Origin of the sequence: Acholeplasma granularum ATCC 19168 (assembly GCF_000526235.1) — a bacterium.
Lineage (GTDB): Bacteria > Bacillota_I > Bacilli_A > Acholeplasmatales > Acholeplasmataceae > Acholeplasma > Acholeplasma granularum.
The window spans coordinates 118550-135440 of record NZ_JAFR01000007.1; the positions used below are offsets into that span (position 1 = coordinate 118550).

Annotated in this window: 16 protein-coding genes; 1 reads left to right on the forward strand and 15 read right to left on the reverse strand. The window is 27.6% G+C overall.

The window, feature by feature from the left end:
- Positions 1-64 precede the first annotated feature (64 nt).
- From G324_RS0102520 to G324_RS07155, 13 genes are all read right to left on the reverse strand, one after another.
- A complete protein-coding gene (locus tag G324_RS0102520) occupies positions 65-2401 on the reverse strand; it encodes an ABC transporter permease (protein ID WP_025724831.1) in 2337 nt (778 codons plus the stop codon).
- Positions 2401-3096, reverse strand: coding sequence for an ABC transporter ATP-binding protein (locus G324_RS0102525; protein ID WP_025724832.1), 696 nt, complete (start codon positions 3094-3096; stop codon positions 2401-2403). Before G324_RS0102525 ends, G324_RS0102520 begins: the two co-directional genes overlap by 1 nt.
- 1 nt (position 3097) lies before the next feature.
- Positions 3098-3520, reverse strand: coding sequence for a MarR family winged helix-turn-helix transcriptional regulator (locus G324_RS0102530; protein ID WP_025724833.1), 423 nt, complete (start codon positions 3518-3520; stop codon positions 3098-3100).
- 129 nt (positions 3521-3649) lie between these two features.
- Positions 3650-5095, reverse strand: coding sequence for a sodium/glutamate symporter family protein (locus G324_RS0102535; RefSeq protein ID WP_025724834.1), 1446 nt, complete (start codon positions 5093-5095; stop codon positions 3650-3652).
- Positions 5067-6290 (reverse strand): lysophospholipid acyltransferase family protein, encoded by a 1224-nt coding sequence (locus G324_RS0102540; protein WP_025724835.1) that lies wholly within the window; start codon positions 6288-6290, stop codon positions 5067-5069. Before G324_RS0102540 ends, G324_RS0102535 begins: the two co-directional genes overlap by 29 nt.
- Positions 6291-6509: 219 nt before the next feature.
- Positions 6510-7652 (reverse strand): 23S rRNA (uracil(1939)-C(5))-methyltransferase RlmD, encoded by a 1143-nt coding sequence (gene rlmD / locus G324_RS0102545; protein ID WP_025724836.1) that lies wholly within the window; start codon positions 7650-7652, stop codon positions 6510-6512.
- Positions 7649-8374, reverse strand: coding sequence for a rhamnogalacturonan acetylesterase (locus tag G324_RS07145; RefSeq protein WP_162146831.1), 726 nt, complete (start codon positions 8372-8374; stop codon positions 7649-7651). Before G324_RS07145 ends, rlmD begins: the two co-directional genes overlap by 4 nt.
- Complete coding sequence (locus G324_RS0102555; RefSeq protein ID WP_162146832.1) at positions 8371-8781, reverse strand: bis(5'-nucleosyl)-tetraphosphatase; 411 nt, start codon at positions 8779-8781, stop codon at positions 8371-8373. Before G324_RS0102555 ends, G324_RS07145 begins: the two co-directional genes overlap by 4 nt.
- Positions 8782-9228, reverse strand: coding sequence for a hypothetical protein (locus tag G324_RS0102560; protein ID WP_025724839.1), 447 nt, complete (start codon positions 9226-9228; stop codon positions 8782-8784).
- 37 nt (positions 9229-9265) lie between these two features.
- Positions 9266-9880 carry an alpha/beta hydrolase gene (locus G324_RS07150; RefSeq protein WP_162146833.1) on the reverse strand — a complete coding sequence of 205 codons (615 nt, stop codon included), beginning with the start codon at positions 9878-9880 and terminating at the stop codon, positions 9266-9268.
- Complete coding sequence (locus G324_RS0102570) at positions 9881-10321, reverse strand: MarR family winged helix-turn-helix transcriptional regulator (protein WP_025724841.1); 441 nt, start codon at positions 10319-10321, stop codon at positions 9881-9883.
- Positions 10322-10332: 11 nt separating this feature from the next.
- A complete protein-coding gene (locus tag G324_RS0102575; protein WP_025724842.1) occupies positions 10333-11319 on the reverse strand; it encodes a ring-cleaving dioxygenase in 987 nt (328 codons plus the stop codon).
- Positions 11312-12508 (reverse strand): DUF896 domain-containing protein, encoded by a 1197-nt coding sequence (locus G324_RS07155; protein ID WP_162146834.1) that lies wholly within the window; start codon positions 12506-12508, stop codon positions 11312-11314. Before G324_RS07155 ends, G324_RS0102575 begins: the two co-directional genes overlap by 8 nt.
- A 241-nt stretch (positions 12509-12749) precedes the next feature.
- On the opposite strand from G324_RS07155, the gene G324_RS07650 reads away from it, so the two are divergent.
- Entirely contained in the window at positions 12750-13493 is a 744-nt protein-coding gene (locus tag G324_RS07650; RefSeq protein ID WP_025724844.1) for a carboxylesterase family protein, read from the forward strand.
- Between the two features lie 13 nt (positions 13494-13506).
- Here the strand turns inward: G324_RS07650 and recD2 are convergent, their stop codons facing one another.
- Together recD2 and mnmA are read right to left on the reverse strand one after the other, a co-directional pair.
- On the reverse strand, positions 13507-15756 hold the full coding sequence (gene recD2, locus G324_RS0102590) for an SF1B family DNA helicase RecD2 (protein WP_025724845.1): 2250 nt from the start codon (positions 15754-15756) through the stop codon (positions 13507-13509).
- Entirely contained in the window at positions 15756-16883 is a 1128-nt protein-coding gene (gene mnmA, locus G324_RS0102595; protein WP_025724846.1) for a tRNA 2-thiouridine(34) synthase MnmA, read from the reverse strand. Before mnmA ends, recD2 begins: the two co-directional genes overlap by 1 nt.
- Between the last annotated feature and the right edge of the window lie 8 nt (positions 16884-16891).

Below are 16891 nucleotides of genomic sequence, written 5' to 3' on the forward strand. Positions count from 1 at the left end.
CCCTAACCCTTATATAGTTATTATAACCAATAAATGTAATTATATCACCTTGAATGTACATAATTTATTCAAAAGATTTTAATGCTTCAAGCATATCAACCTTATTGATTTTAGGAATAGATAATAAATATACAATAAGTAAGTATAAATAAGACATAAAAGCAGTAATAATATAACTTATGTAGTGAATTTCATTTTTTAGCATCATACCATCCATTATGATTTGAGAAATAATAAAGTAGTGTAACAAACGTCCTAACAATAATCCTAAGATGATTGCAACACTTGAAATGATTATAGTTTCTCTAAATACATAACCGGCCACTTCTTTTTCATGATAACCTAATACTTTTAAGGTTGCCATTTCTTTTTGTCTAGTACCGATTGTAATTAATGTTAGATTATAATTAATTATAATCGCTAAAATACTTGCAAAAATTACTAATAAAATAATAACACTATTCATACTGGATGATGTCTGCTCAAATGTTGACATCATATTTTGCTTACTTTGAACAAGTGATATCGTATCTACGTTATCTAATGAGATTAATAATTCATCATAAATATTAGGATTAGAAATATTAGTTTTAACATAAATTTTATTATATATTAGTTGCGAGTGATTATTGATTAAATCTTTGGCAATATATATATAATCACCAAAATAAAATTCTATAATATCGGTGACTGTAACACTTATTTTTTCATCTAAAATCGTCAGTAAAATTAAATCACCTTTATGAATATTGTGTAGCCTTGCAAAGCTTTCTGTAATAAACACACTCTGATTATCAAAGGTTATTTTATCGTTATTTGTATCTTTAAAATTGATCATGGTATTTGTTAAGTTCTCATCACTAGGAATAATAACATTAATATAATCAAGTTCATTATAATTGGCAGTTAAATCTGCTACTTTTAACTGATTAAAATTATTAAGTAGTTCTATATCTAATGAGCTACTTGTGGTAATTTCTATATCATATTGATACATTTTATTAAATTGATAATCTCCTGAAAAGTCTACAGAATTTTTAATACCAAATCCGGCAAGTAATAACGCAGTTGATCCTGATATACCAATTAACATTAAAAACAGATTCCTTTTTTGTCTAAAAATATTTCTAAATGTTGATTTATATTTAAATTTAAGTTTATTCCATATAAATGGAATATATTCTAATAATATTTTCTTTCCTGGTTTTGGTGATTTTTGCTTTAAAAGTTCACTCGTTCTTTCTTTTAATACAATTTTAATACTAAAAAATGTTACAAGTAAAACAGATAAAATCATAGTAAGGGAAATTAAAGTAATATATAAAACATGATATTCGATTGCGAGTACAGGTAGATTGTAGGTAACAATATAGGCATTATAAACTATTAGTGGAATTGAATAAATCCCCAGTCCAATACCAAGTAATACGCCAATACCAGAGGCTAATAGGACATATAATAAATATTTTGATATTATTTTAAAATTGGAATAACCTAAAGATTTTAAAGTCCCTATTTGTATACGTTGATCATGTATAATTCTAGTCATTGATGACATGGATACTAATATAGTAATTAAAAAGAAAAATAATGGAAAAATAATAGCTATGACTTCAACTATCTTCACATCTGAACTAAATTTAACAAAACTTTGATTCATGTAACGATTTGTAAATATGAAATTTGGGTATTTAAACTTTAAGTTATCTAATTTATTATCAATTAGTTCCTCATACTCTCTAGAAAATGTATTATATTTATCTGCATCTTTGATTGTTACTGCTATTTGTGTATAAACCTCTGTTGGTAAAAATGTTTTGTCTACATAAATCATTGATTCAATAGGTTTTCCAGTTAAATATGATATTTCTTGTACATATGCAAAATACCATGGATGATTTACTATACCTACAACTTTAAAGATATCATCATTAATGAATACTTCATAACCTATAGGAATTTCATATAAAAACTGTTGAGATTCCTCAACCACTACCTCTATATAATTATCATTAACTTCTGGTAATCTACCTTCTACAACTCTTAATTGATTAATATTAATTCCTGATTCAAAATCTAATAACATAATTCTAGACATATGCATGCTACCATCATAAGTAATATTTTCATCAATCATAAAATAAGGCATGATTTCTTCAATATTATTATCGTTTTCAAGAATTTGTATTTCATCTTCACTAAAAGGTGTAGATTTTTGAATGATAATATCAGCCGTGTTTGATTCTTTGTAGAACTTATCTATTGTATAACGCATATTTGGAGCTGTGGTTAATAGCCCTACTAAGAATGCAACACCTAAAGTGACTATAAATACGATAGCTAATAATTTTGTTAATAAGCGTCTTAAATCTTTAATCACCAATTTAGGGTAAGCTTTCATTACCATGTAACCTCTTCTATCAGTTTTGGTTTATTATTTATTTTAACTGATGATACTTTACCATTTTTGACACTTATAACTCTATCTGCAATACTTGCTATTGCTTGATTGTGTGTCACAATAATGACTGTTTTGTTATGTATCTTACATGTATCATAAAGTAATTGTAGAATTTGTTTACCAGTTTCAATATCAAGTGCACCAGTAGGTTCATCGCATAACAATATTTTAGGGTTTTTAGCTATTGCTCTTGCTATTGATACTCTTTGTTGTTCACCGCCTGATAATTGAGATGGGAAATTATTCATTCTATTTTTTAGTCCCACTTGTTCAAGAACTAATTTTGCATCTAATGGATTCTTTCCGATTTCAGATGCAATTTCAACATTATCAAGTGCTGTTAGTTGTGGCATTAGGTTATAAAATTGAAAAACAAAACCTACATCATGACGACGATAGTTGGTAAGTTCTTTTAAATTAAATTTTGATACATTCATATCATCAATAATAACTTCACCACTACTAGGTTTATCCATACCACCTAATATGTTTAAAATAGTTGTTTTACCAGCTCCACTTGGACCTAAAATAACACAAAATTCACCTTGCTTAATTTCAAAGTTTATATCATCATTAGCTAGTATTTCTTGTTCGCCTATACTATATTTTTTACTTACATTCAGTAGTTTTACCATTTTATTTCACCTCAAATGTATGAACTTTTTGAAGAACTTTACTTAGTACTTCAACTAATTGTTTAGAATCATCATATCCAATGTGGTTAAATAATGCTTCAAAGTAATGATCTAAATCCATCAACTTATTGTGTATATAACTGTAACCATTTTCAGTTAGTAAACAATCAAAAGAACGTTTATCTGTTTGTTTTATCAATTTTTCAACATAATTTTTATTAATTAGACTATTTATAATGGCTGTAACACGTCCTTTAGTTATATTTAAATCTTCAGATAATTTTTTAGGATTTAGTTTTTCATTCAAATACAGTTTAAGTAAAAAAGCATCTTCTCCTTGAATAAACGAACTTAAGTTTTGAAGTAATTCCATTTTTGAAAATATAAGTAATATTTCAAAAAAATCATTTTTAATCTTCTGCATTAATGACCTCCATATAAATAGTTTATACTATATACTATAATTATATTACTTTTATCAATCAATTTACAATTAAATTAATTTTTACATAAAAAAACCTAAATCATCAACGATTTAGGTAATTAATAATGATTATTTCCTACTTGGTTTTAACATGAAATAATTAAATATTACAAAGAAAATTATTAATAGAAAGAATGAACCCCATAAATAATACCATCCTGGTAGATATATAATTCCTGTAATGAGTAAAATCGGTGCACCAAACATGACTGCAGATGATGATCCAGTTACTAGATTATCTGCAGCTGGTGTTTCAAAATTTGGATCAATTTCACGAAGCAAAGCAATTCCGTTTGGAGCAGTTCCAGTTAAATTACCATACATGGTTGCAAATGCTTCATGAGGATATTCTGGATAAATGATTTTTGTTGTATAAGAAAGGTAATAGTATGTTATAAATCCAGCAGCAGTTGTCATTAAGATAAGTGTAACTAAAAGACCTGTTTCTGCAAGTGCTTCAATATTAATTGACATTAATGAGGCAACAACCATAAAATCAAATAATACACCTGATATTCTATTTAACATATATTCATTGGTGTATTTTCTTTTCATCCAACCTTTTTTTCTAATAAACTTAATACCTAATTTAAATAAAATAGCAAATAACATAGCAAATATAAAGTTAAATCCCCATATTAAACTTACCATGCTTGTAGTAAAGTTTGATGATGTACCAATTAATGATGTAATAAATTTCATAAATAGATAAGCAACAGCATAAATAACAAAAATAAATATAATTTGAATACTCATCTTATCAATAGCTTCTGATACTGGTATTTCTTCTGATGTTTCTATTTCTACAGAGTTTATAACTTCCTTATTGTCCACATCAATTCGTTTTAATAGACCTTCTTTGGCACGTTTATTAATATAATATACACCAGCAACTGAAGCCCAAATAAATCCAATAGTTGAAATAGCCAGACCAAATGCTTGACCTCCAATAAAGCCATTATTTTCAAATATTGAACCAATATTATTTGCTTGACCAGGACCTTGTCCAAATCCCATTGGTAAGAGTAATCCACTATATGGTGCAACGCTTTTAAATATATAACCTAACCCAATTGTAAAAATCAGACCTAAAATGCCTTGCAATAAGTATGAGTTTACAATCAGTAACCCAGATTTAATTGGTTTACCTTTAAACTTATTAGTTTTAGAATCTTTAGCGGTTTTTAATCCCATCGCAATAAAACCTAAAGCTAGGGAGTGATATGTTATTTGTTGTAAGAATATATTAAAATCAATTACATTTAGCTTGATTGATGATATAAATGAGTTTGAGTATCCATTGAAGAAAAAGTCAATAATTTCCGGTAAATAATAGGCTAGATATTTAAAAGCCAAACCAAGGAACCCAGCGATAATTGCTGTTGGAAATAATAACTTTTTTAAAAAACCAACTTTTCTTCTAATAATATTACCAAATAGCATAGCTAGTGCTAATAATGCAAACCAAATAATTAATGACCACGTACTAAATGCCGAATTGTCTAAACTTGTCATCTGTTATATCCCCTTTTGTTTTAATATGTTGATAAAATTGATAAGTTAACACATATTTATATATACTTGAATATTTATCCAGTTTTATCAGATAAGTCTTATCTAATAAATAAATAATAATTTTGAATTTACCTTGCATAGCAATCGACTGTATACTATCAAATGAAAATATTATACGATCATCTTCTTTTTCTAACACTAAAGAATCTTTATTTAAATTGAGCAAATAATTCTCTTTTTTTGATCGTCTTGTTGGAAAAGATTCACTAAGTTTAACTTTTTCTTGATAAATTAGGTTAGTCTTTAAATCTAGATAGTATTTATAATATGATTTCTTCAATTCATCTTCAAGTTCAATCAAATTTTTAGTAACTCCAGTATCTGATACTAATAATCCATTTTTAGTATAAGTAAGTGAGAAATCACTTATCTTAGATAATAACTTATTATTTTTTGAGTATACCACAAAAGGTTGATTGACCTTCAAATCCATAAATATTAGTTTTTCAAGTCCATGAGCAAGTTTTTTTCCACGATATAAATTACCACTAGTTTCTTGATCATCATAGGCATTTACATATAATAATTCTTTAATCTTCTCATAAAGTTCATCATCCGTATCATTTAAATATTCATCAGGTAATATAATTTTACTAATATAAGATGAACTAGGTCCCCTTTTTTTATAGATGCTCCACCTTGGAAATGATAAATATAAACCTTTTAAATTAAGAATGATAACAGGAATTTTAAGCATTTTGATAAGTTTTACTGTTGATTTTTGAATGGTTGAGGTCTCTCCTGTGTAGGTTGTGTTTCCTTCAGGAAAAATACCGATAGAACCGCCTTCATTAACAATTCTACGTACCTTTCTAATTGTTTCAATATCAGATACAGATTTAGATTTTTTAATGGGATTAACTAAATATTTTAGTACTCTTGATAAAAAAACTAAGTTAAATATTTGCTCAGTTGCTATAAAATATACAGGAAAAGGAAAATGTAGACCCATAATAATTGGATCTAAATTAATTGTATGGTTTCCTAATATAAGAAATGGCCCCTTATTTTTAAGTGCTTTATAATGTTTAAATTTTAATTTATATTTTAATCGAATAAAAAAACTAAGCAAAGGTGATAATAATACCCTAACAGCTTTATGTCTAAATTTAGTTTCTTTTGTAGCTTTTTTCATCATATCTCCCTGGTTGCAATAAACTATTTATCTATATGATAGCAAATTATATTTGTTTTCGAAAGAAATAATGATTTTTTAAAGGAATTATTTATATTAGCTTAGTTAAATTTTATGTATATCACTCATAAATGGGAAAAATGAATCTAAGTCAATATTAAATTAAAAAAGCCATATCATTTTATGATATAGCTTTTAGTTTGATAATGTATTAGTAATCTATTTTAATTCTAACATAATAATGTTTTCTACATGTGGTGTGTAACTAAACATATCAACCGGTTGAATTTTCCTTAAAGTATAATGATTTCTAAGTTGTTTATAATCTCTTTCTTGTGTCATAGGATCACATGACACATAAACAATTTTTTTAGGTTTAATTTTAATTATAGATTGAATAAATGATAAGCTTGCACCGTCTCTTGTTGGATCCATAATAAGTACATCTACATCTTCTTTAAAGTCTGTGATTGATTTTTCAACATCACCTAAAATAAAGTTAACATTAGTAATCTTATTTAGATTTTTATTATCAATTGCATCTTTATGAGATGACGGATTAATTTCTAATCCGTACACTGTTTTTGCATAACTAGAAGCAATTAAACTCATTGTACCAATACCTGAATAACAATCCAGTACAATGTCTTCTTTTTTAATATCTGCAAATTCAAAAACTTTTTCATACAAATTAAACATTTGTACGGGGTTTATTTGATAAAATGCATTAGCAGAGATTTTGAATGTTAAATCACCTATTTTATCAAATATGAATCCATTTTTATATAGTATTCGTTCTTCATCTAGTAATACAAACTTCGTGTCTTTACGATGTATATTTTGAACAATGCTTTCAATTTCTGGATGTAATTCTAATAATTCTCTTATGAAGAGTTTATGATTTGGAAATGTTGAATTTTGAGTAACAATTACAACTTGAAAAGTATTAAAAGCAAATGATTTCCTAATCATTACATGTTTAATAATACCATTACGATAATTTCTTGCATATGCTTTAAACTTATACTTTATTAATAATTTTTCTATCGAAATAAAGATATTATCTATATCTTTATCATGTAAAAAGTGTCCTAATTTAGGTTTGATATGTTTTGTACCTTCTAAGAATAAACCTAATCTAATTTGTTGGTTATTGTTAACATTGATATTTGTTGCTGATAAAACTGCTTTATGTCTATAGCCTCTAGGACGATCGTTTTTAATAATCGGATCGGCTTTTTTCTTAAATAAAGTTTCTATAAAATCTTGTTTACTTTTTAGTTGTTGTTGATAAGGCATTTGATCATATTTAGTTGTTTCATGATTTTCAAATATATGTTGGTCGTTATAATCTCTACTCATTTAAGCATCCTTTTTATATCTATTTTTCTTAAGAATTTTTCCTTTAAGAAGATGTGTTTAATTTCTTTTGTTTGTTTACTCTTATATAAACTTAATGCAACAATTGAAGCAATAATTTTTGCACCATTTGCTTTTAGGTGGGTATTATCGACTAATCCATTAGGGTAATTTTCAAATTCATTCTTATTTAGGTGCATAAACATACGTTTTGATAAACTATCACCTAAATAATTATATAGATCAACAGTTTTTTTATAGATATCTATATGTTTAACTTTAAGATTTTTTGCTAAACTTAGTGCGGCCTTTGGATATTCATTTATTGTGTTTTTTTGCATCTTTTTTTCACTAATAAAAAATCTTCTAGAGATACTACTAAAAATAATGGGTGTTACTCCATGTAAATGGGCTTGAAAAACATAATAGTTAATGTATTCTTGGTATGTTTTGTATGGTAATGTATATTTTTCCGGATCAATTATTTTTGAATCATTATGACCAAATTGTATGATCAAATAATCACCTTTATTAAAGTGTTTGCTTGCATTTAAAAATAGTTGTCGGTCTTTAAATGATTTACTTGATTCACCATTTTTTGCATGATTTAATACTTTGACATCATCAGTAAGAAAATCTTTTAGAAATTCACCCCAACCATGTTCTGGTCTTTTTGTATCCAGTTTATTTGCAGCTGTAGAATCACCAATGATATGTATTGTCATTTAATATCTAACCTTTTAGTAAGTTTTATAAATGACATTTTGTCATTATCATATGTTAAGTATTTTAATACTTGATCATATGTGTACCACCCTGCATGTAAAATCTCAGATTCTTGAAATTTGATAATTTGATTACTTGCTTCTCCAATAAAATAATATACATCTTTATAGATGCCGTTTGGCATTAAATATGTAGTAACCTCTAGTTTATCTGATTTAAATTCAAAATGGATGCCTGTTTCTTCATATACTTCTCTTTTTGCTGTATCCATTATTGATTCATTTTTTTCAATGTGTCCTTTAGGAAATGAGAAATGTTTTCCATTTTTATTTTGGATTAATAAATAAAGAAATTTATCTTCCACTTTTGTATAGACGACTGCGCCAGCTGAAACTTCTTTAACCATTTATTTTATCCTTTCATTTAATATTTTTAAAATGTTATGTTTAGTTCTTTTAGTAAAATACTTTAAATTGATGACATCTTCATCATCACCAAACCATTGAATTCTTAATTGATTTTTGGTTTCATCATAATAGTATGATTTGATGTTAATAAATAGTATCGTGTTTTTTTCAAAATTCATAAAAACTATTTTTAACCACTCATTATTTAATTCTTTTAATCCATAAGAGATACTATCATTTGTGATAATTATATTATCTTTACGAATAATTCTACTTCCAATACTATAAACCAATATTAATGCTAACACAAAAAGTGTAAGAATATTTAATAAGAGTTCATTTTTTTCATTATATGCAATATATATTCCGATTCCTGATAGAACAAAAAATGGTATAAACCAAGATATGAATTTGTAGAGTTGTTTTGTTGGCATAAAAATTTTCATTGTTTTTTACCTCATATCCATTATAAAGCAAAAAGAGTCAAAAAGACTCTTTTTTAGTAAGTTTTGAAAGCCATGTTCTTAAATCATTAAGTACTGTTTCATTAATTTGATGTCCTAGGTGATGTTTATGAACATAAACGTTTGCATTTGCATTTTTAAGTTTTTCTATTAATATGTCATTTTCTTTGTTTTTAACATAAGGATCATTATCTGATGTTGCAATAAATATATTAACACCTTTTAAATCTTTAAAATCAACATTAGGTTGTAATAAGACAGGGCTTAAAAGTACTGCTGTTTTAATTAAGGGACCATCAAGTTGTAGGAGGGATTCTAATATATTAGCTCCATTTGAAAATCCAAGACCGATTATATTATCAATATTTAGCTTATATGATTCTTTTGACGTTACAATAAACTCTTTTAAGTTATTTGTTTCTTCTATAAGATTTGGTATATCGTAATTGCCCATACCATGTCTTTTAAAGAATCTATTTAGTCCATTTTCATTTACATTACCACGAGGTGATAAGATATTATAATTAGGATTTAAGTAGTTTACTAATGGTATGAGATCATTTTCATCTGCACCAGTACCGTGAAGTGTTAAAAAAGTATAATTAGCATTTTTATCTATATATATATGTTTCAATTATAAATCCTCCATATCTATTGCGTGATATCCTAACTTTTTAAGTAATGCATTAAGTGTTTGTTTTTCTTCGTTGGTTAAAATTTCAAATACATTTTCCATTACCTTATAGTGATTTGGAAAAATTTCATCAGCCTTTATATGCCCTTTTTCTGATAAATCTACATAAAATGTTCGTTTATCATCTGCATCTTGAATACGGTTAATGTAACCTTTTTCTTCTAGTTTATCTAGTACATAAGTCATTGAAGAATTTGGAATTAAAACGGCTTGACACATGCTTTGAACAGGCATTTTACCTTTGTGATATAAAACTTCAAGCGCAGCAAACTCATTAACTGTAAGTTGATAATTTCTAACATCTTTTTTGACTAAACTCTCAATAGCTTGATGTGTTCTAAAAAGAATTGTCATTGTTTTAAGATTAGGTTTTTGTTTCATATTATCACCTTCTACAAGTATTCTTTTTCGAATACTTTTGTACTTCTTACTGTATCAAAATGTTTAACAACACTTTCAACATAAGCACGTTGATTGATAAACCTTGGTGGTAATGCAAGTTTTTCACCTAATATTTCATAAGTTTCCTCATGATCAATAAATCCTGGTTCATCTGTTGCAAGTTCAAATAAAATTCCTGGATATAATCTAGTGTATACAGATTCAAAGTAGTAACGGTCAACATAACCTGAGTGTGGAGCACCTAATTTTGATAGGTGGTCTGCCCATTCATCTAAGGATTTTCTATTTTTCGCTCTAAATGCTAGATGGTGTACACCACCATATCCTTGAGTACCTTGAGGAAGTAGGGCACTTTCTTCAACAATTACGGATGCACCATTACCACCTTCACCGGTTTCAAATAAATGAAGTGATCCTTCTTTTTTTACAAATCTAAAATTAAATACTTGAGTTAAAATGTTTTTCATAGATTCATAGCGGTTAACAGTTAAGTAAACTGGTCCAAGCCCGTATATACCAAACTCATTTGGGACGGGTCCTTTAAGCCAAGGTGTACCTGGCTTTACACCTTTATCATGTTCATCTGAAAATAGTGCGTAAGGTTGTTCGTCAAAGTCATAAAAGTATATTACTTTTTTACCAAAGACTTCTCTAATACCTTGGTGTTTTACTTGATATTTATCAAATCTTTTAATCCAATAATTTAGTGCTTCATCACTAGGTACTCTAAATCCACTTCGAGATATTTCATTTGTACCATGTTTTGCTTGAGGTATTCCTTGAAAATCAAAGAAAGTAATATCAGTTCCTGGACTACCTAAATCATCGGCAAAGAATAGGTGATATGTATTAATATCATCTTGATTCACAGTCTTTTTAACTAAGCGTAACCCTAATATATTTGTATAAAAATCATATATTTTTGGTGCACTAGATGTAATTGCTGTAATATGGTGAATACCTAGTAAATCAGTCATTTTTTATACCCTCTTTTTTCTTTAGATTAACGTAATTTCCGTTTTCATCTTCTACAGATAAACTATTTAAATTATTTTCTAGTGTACCTCTTATATTCTTTAAATATTTTTTTCGTAGTATTTCTCTGTCACTTAATTCTTCTTTACTCAACTTTCTTACCTTAGATTCTCTTGCATAATAATTTATTTTTTCAAGTAACTCTTGGTGTGCCTTCCAAATTAAATATTCTTCTTTGTTTTGGTATGGATAGTCTCTTAGTTCTTTAATTGGACGAATAAATAATGGCATCAATTTAGTTTCCACTTCACTTCTTAGGTTTTCAAAATGTGGTGGCATAAATAGTTTTGGTTCTTCTAAATATGGGCTATCTTGTTCAAATCCTGGTGTATTTGTAGCAAGTTCGATAATTGTACCACCTGGTTCTCTAAAGTAGATAGATTTGAAGAATTTTCTATCTTTAACACCTGTTATATGATATCCTTTTTCTTCAAAGTATGTCTTCCATGATTCAATTTCTGTTTCATTTACACCAAAAGCAATATGATGAACAGATCCAGCACCCATTTTAGACTGTCCCATACTTTTTTTATATAAATCTACATATCTTCCAAGCTCTTGATCACTTTCAAAACGTATATATAAGTCATTTTCTTCAACTAATTTTAGTTTTAAATCATCTAATAGGAATGATTTTGTACCTAATACATTACTACTATATAATACAGCTCCAAAAAAACCTTTAATTGCTACATCTTTTGTAACACCATTAAATTCAAAGTTATTCATTGGTCCAAAATCAGTTTCAACTAATTCATTTTTTATTCCATGGGGATCAACAAACTGTAAAAACTTATCATTAAAGCGTGTAATTTCATTATATTTAATACCGAAATTATTAAATCTATCTTTCCAAAAATCCATGGATCCTACTGGAATCATATAACTTGTAACTCCTACCTGACCATCTCCAACCATACCTTCTTTATATGTGTTTGGCCATGGAAAAAAAGTAATTGCACTTCCTGTTTGTGCATCATCATTACCAAAGTATAGATGATAGACTTGATGATCATCAAAATTTAAAGTTTTTTTAATTAATTTTAGTCCAAGTACACCTGCATAAAAATCTATATTTTCTTGTGCATGCCATACGATAGTTGATATATGATGAATTCCTGTTACTTTCATATTATCTAATCTCCTTATTGATATGGTTACATTATATTTCGAATCCGAAATAATTTCCATGAATATGCTTTTTTTGGTAAATTGTGGTATAATAATAAAGAATTCAGTACTTTTTTAAATGTTTTTATCTTAATTAATAAATTGATATTTATAAATTTAGTTAAATTAATCAATTATTATCCTATAAATTTTTAGATTATAAGACTATTAAGTACGAATAAATTATTAAGGAGTGTATTAAATGGAAATCAATTTGACAAGTTATATGACTCTTGAAACTTATGAAAATAGTCTAATAAATGATGAGGTTTTAACATACCGTGTATTTATCCCTAAAGTTAAAAGACGTAAGTATAAAGCTTTTATCTTTTTACATGGTAGTGGACAAAGAGGGGATGACGGTATTAGTCATATACAAAGTAATGCTAAAATACTTAATTACATTATTGAACATCCTATCTACGGTAAAGAGACTATAATCATAGCACCTCAACTTCCTAGTGAACAGTCCTGGGTTGATTTAGATGCACTTAAAAATGGGACTTATGATTTTAAAAGCAATTATTCAAATCCTCAACAATTATTATTTAATGAGTTTTTAGATAAAGAATTAACCAAAAAATTTAAAATAGATCCTCAATTTATTTATATAGGCGGAATTTCAATGGGCGGTGCAGCAACTATAGACTTTATAAGTCGATTCCCATCTAAATTTGCTGCTGCTATATCAATTTGTGGAACACTTGACCTAAATCAAATTAAACTCCTTAGAAGAACGCCTCTTTGGTTATTCCACTCATCTGATGATCCTGTGGTCAACCATTTACCGTTTAAAAAAGGATATGAGTTACTCACCGAACTTGGTGCAGACATAAATTATACCGAGTTTAAAAATACAGGACATGCTGTGTGGGATAAAGCATATGAAGAGCCTGGTTTAATTGATTGGATATTTTCAAAGAAAAAAATAATGCCGAGATTTTAATCGGCATTTTTTTCTACATAAAGTCCCATGGACTAATATTATCTAAATCATCATTATCAACTTCACTATTGTCTTTATTAAGTAAATTACTATTAGATTTAGTTTCATTTAAACGTTGTTTTAGTTTTGTATGTCTTTTCTCAACTAATTGATTAGATGCATATTGTAAAAGTCTCATATCACCTAAAATTAATAGGTGTTGTTTTGCTCTTGTAATTGCCGTATAGATAAGTTCTTTTTTTAACATGTGCATATAACTTTTAATAATAGGTAAGAATACTACTTTGTATTCAGATCCTTGGGATTTATGAATAGATATTACATAAGCTAGATTTAAGTTTTCAAGTTCACTTTGTTCATATGTAACAAGTACACCGTCAAAACTAACTTCCATAATAGATTGATTTTTATCATTTTTGGTAATATTTTTAATGATACCAATATCACCATTCATAACACCTTTATCTTTATCATTTTGAAGCTGAATAACTTTATCATTTTGAAAATATTCTTTGTCTAAATACTTCATAGAGTGACTTTTCTTGTAAAATGGATTAAATCTTGACTGAATTTCTTTATTCATTATATCAATACCTAATTCACCTTTATATTGAGGAATTAATACTTGTATATCTTCAATTAAGTCATATCCTTTTTTTAGTGCTCCAGCAATTTGATTTAAGATAACCCTTTTGATATCTGCCCCATCACCCGAATAAAATGTAACATCATTGTAACTAATCAAATCATCATTTTGTAAATTTTGGTTATTTATACTTGATGCTAATTTTACAATATGAGAATCTTTAGCTTGTCTGTGAATTTCATTTAATCTAATAACGGGTAAGGTATTTGAAGCGATCAAATCTCCTAAAACATAGCCTGGACCAACACTAGGTAGTTGGTCTTCATCACCAACGATAACTATTTTAGTTCCCACTTCAATACTCATTAACAATCTTCTCATTAAAAATATGTCTATCATTGATGCCTCATCTATGATGATTAAATTTTGAACAAGTGGTTCATAATAGTTATCTTTATTACTTGATTCAAAATCAAATCCTAAATGAGAGTGAATTGTTCTTGCATTAAAGTTTAATAGTTCTTGCATTCTTTTTGAAGCTCGTCCTGTTGGAGCCATTAAAGCTATTTCAGCCTTAGCTTCTATCGATTTTAAGTTAATTTTATAGTAATTAGCATAAAGATTTAAAAGTCCATCAATTAAAGTGGTTTTACCTGTACCAGGTCCACCTGTAATGATGGTTATTGGATTTTGCATCGCAGTAATAATCGCATCAATTTGTTTTTCTGTATAGTCAATTGATTTTTGTATCGATATTTGAGATAACATTAATTTTAGTAAATCCGTATCGATTGATTCACTTGGATAATCTTTTAACTCTAAAATACGTTTGGCAATATCGATTTCATAATCATAAATTGGTTTCGTAAAGTAGTTACCATTTTCTTCAATAATTCTTCTTTCATCTATCAATTCTTTTAATGCATGATCAAAACTTACATCAACATCTAAAATTTTTCTTATTTTAAACATTAATTCATCGTAATTTAAATATAAGTCACCATCATTCATTGATGCAACTTGTAATGTATATAAAGCGGCAGCTTTTAATGATCTTATATCAGTTTTTTCAATATTAAATTTTTCTGCAATATCTCTTGATTTTATAAATCCAAAACCATCAATTTCATACATTAAACGGTAGGGGTCAGCCTCTAATTTATCAAGTGTTTGATCACCATAGGTTTTAAATAGTTTAGCGGCTATTTTAGAAGTTAGACCTAAATCTAATAATTTAATAAAAATGGTTTGCTCTGTTTGATGAGCAATCAATTCAGATTTTAATCTCATACGCTTGATTGGATTTAATATTGGTTTTAATACACTATCATCTTTTAGTATTTGATCTATTGCATCAAGTCCAAGTAAATCAACTATCTTTTCAGCAGTTTTAGGTCCTATACCTGAAAAAGTGTCACTGGATAAATAACGAATTAAACCTGTTTTAGTTGCATTTTCTAAGCGTTTGTAATTTATAACTTTTAATTGTTTACCATAACGTGGATGTGTGATAAATTCACCTTCAAAACCATACTCTATTTCTTCACTTAGCAAAGGAAAATAACCAACAATGGTCATATTTTGACCATCCTTGGTTTCAATTTTCGCTATTGTATAACCGTTATCTTCATTTTTATAGACATATGATTTTATAAATCCTGTTATATTTTCTGTCATTAACTATATAGCCTTTTTTCACCTTCATTATAAACAACTGATATAAAACCTGAGCCAACACATTCCTCACCTTGGTAAATAGCACAAACTTGACCAGGTGTTACAGCTCTAATTTTTTGTGGATATTTGACTATAAATGTTTCATCATCAATCCATTTGATTTCTACATCTTGATCTGGTTGACGGTATCTAAATTTTGCAGTGAACTTACCATCTTTTTTCTCACCTCTCCATTTAACTTCAGTAATTAATGCTTCATCTGAATATAAATAAGGGTGATGAAATCCCGGTTCAACTAATAATGTATTTGTAGATAAGTCTTTACCCACAACAAACCAAGCATCGGTAGTTTCTGTTGTACCACCAATACCTAAACCTTTTCTTTGACCTATTGTATAATTCATCAACCCGAAATGTTCTTTTATGTAAGTACCATCTAAGCGTGTCATACGACCTTCTTTAGCAGGCAAATAATTAGATAAAAACTCATTAAAATGACGTTCCCCAATAAAACAAATACCCGTTGAATCTTTTTTCTCTGCAGTTGCCAGTCCAGCTTCTTTTGCTAATCTTCTAACTTCTTTTTTAGGTAAATCGCCAATTGGAAATAAAACTTTTGATAACTGTTCTGTTTTTAATTGTGACAAGAAATAAGTTTGATCTTTATTCTCATCAAAAGCACGTAATAATCTAGGTTCCTTACCTGAATGATCAATTCTTGCATAATGCCCCATAGCAATATAGTCTGGTTTAAATTTAATGCTATAATCAACAAATGCTTTAAATTTTATTTCATTATTACATAAAACATCTGGATTTGGTGTTCTGTTTTTTTCATATTCTTCAATAAAATATGAGAAAACACGATCCCAATACTCATGTATAAAATCTACTCTATGTAACTTAATACCTAATTTATTTGCAACTTTTAGTGCATCTTGGTAATCTTTTTCTTGCTCACATGTTTCATCATAAAGCGTTGGATTACCTTTAAAATCCATGTTTGTGGCAGAATCCCAGTTACGCATAAAAACACCTTCTACATCATAACCCTGTTGTAATAGCAATAATGCTGCAACTGAGGAATCAACGCCTCCTGATAAACCTACTAATACTTTTTTCTTCAAATCAACAA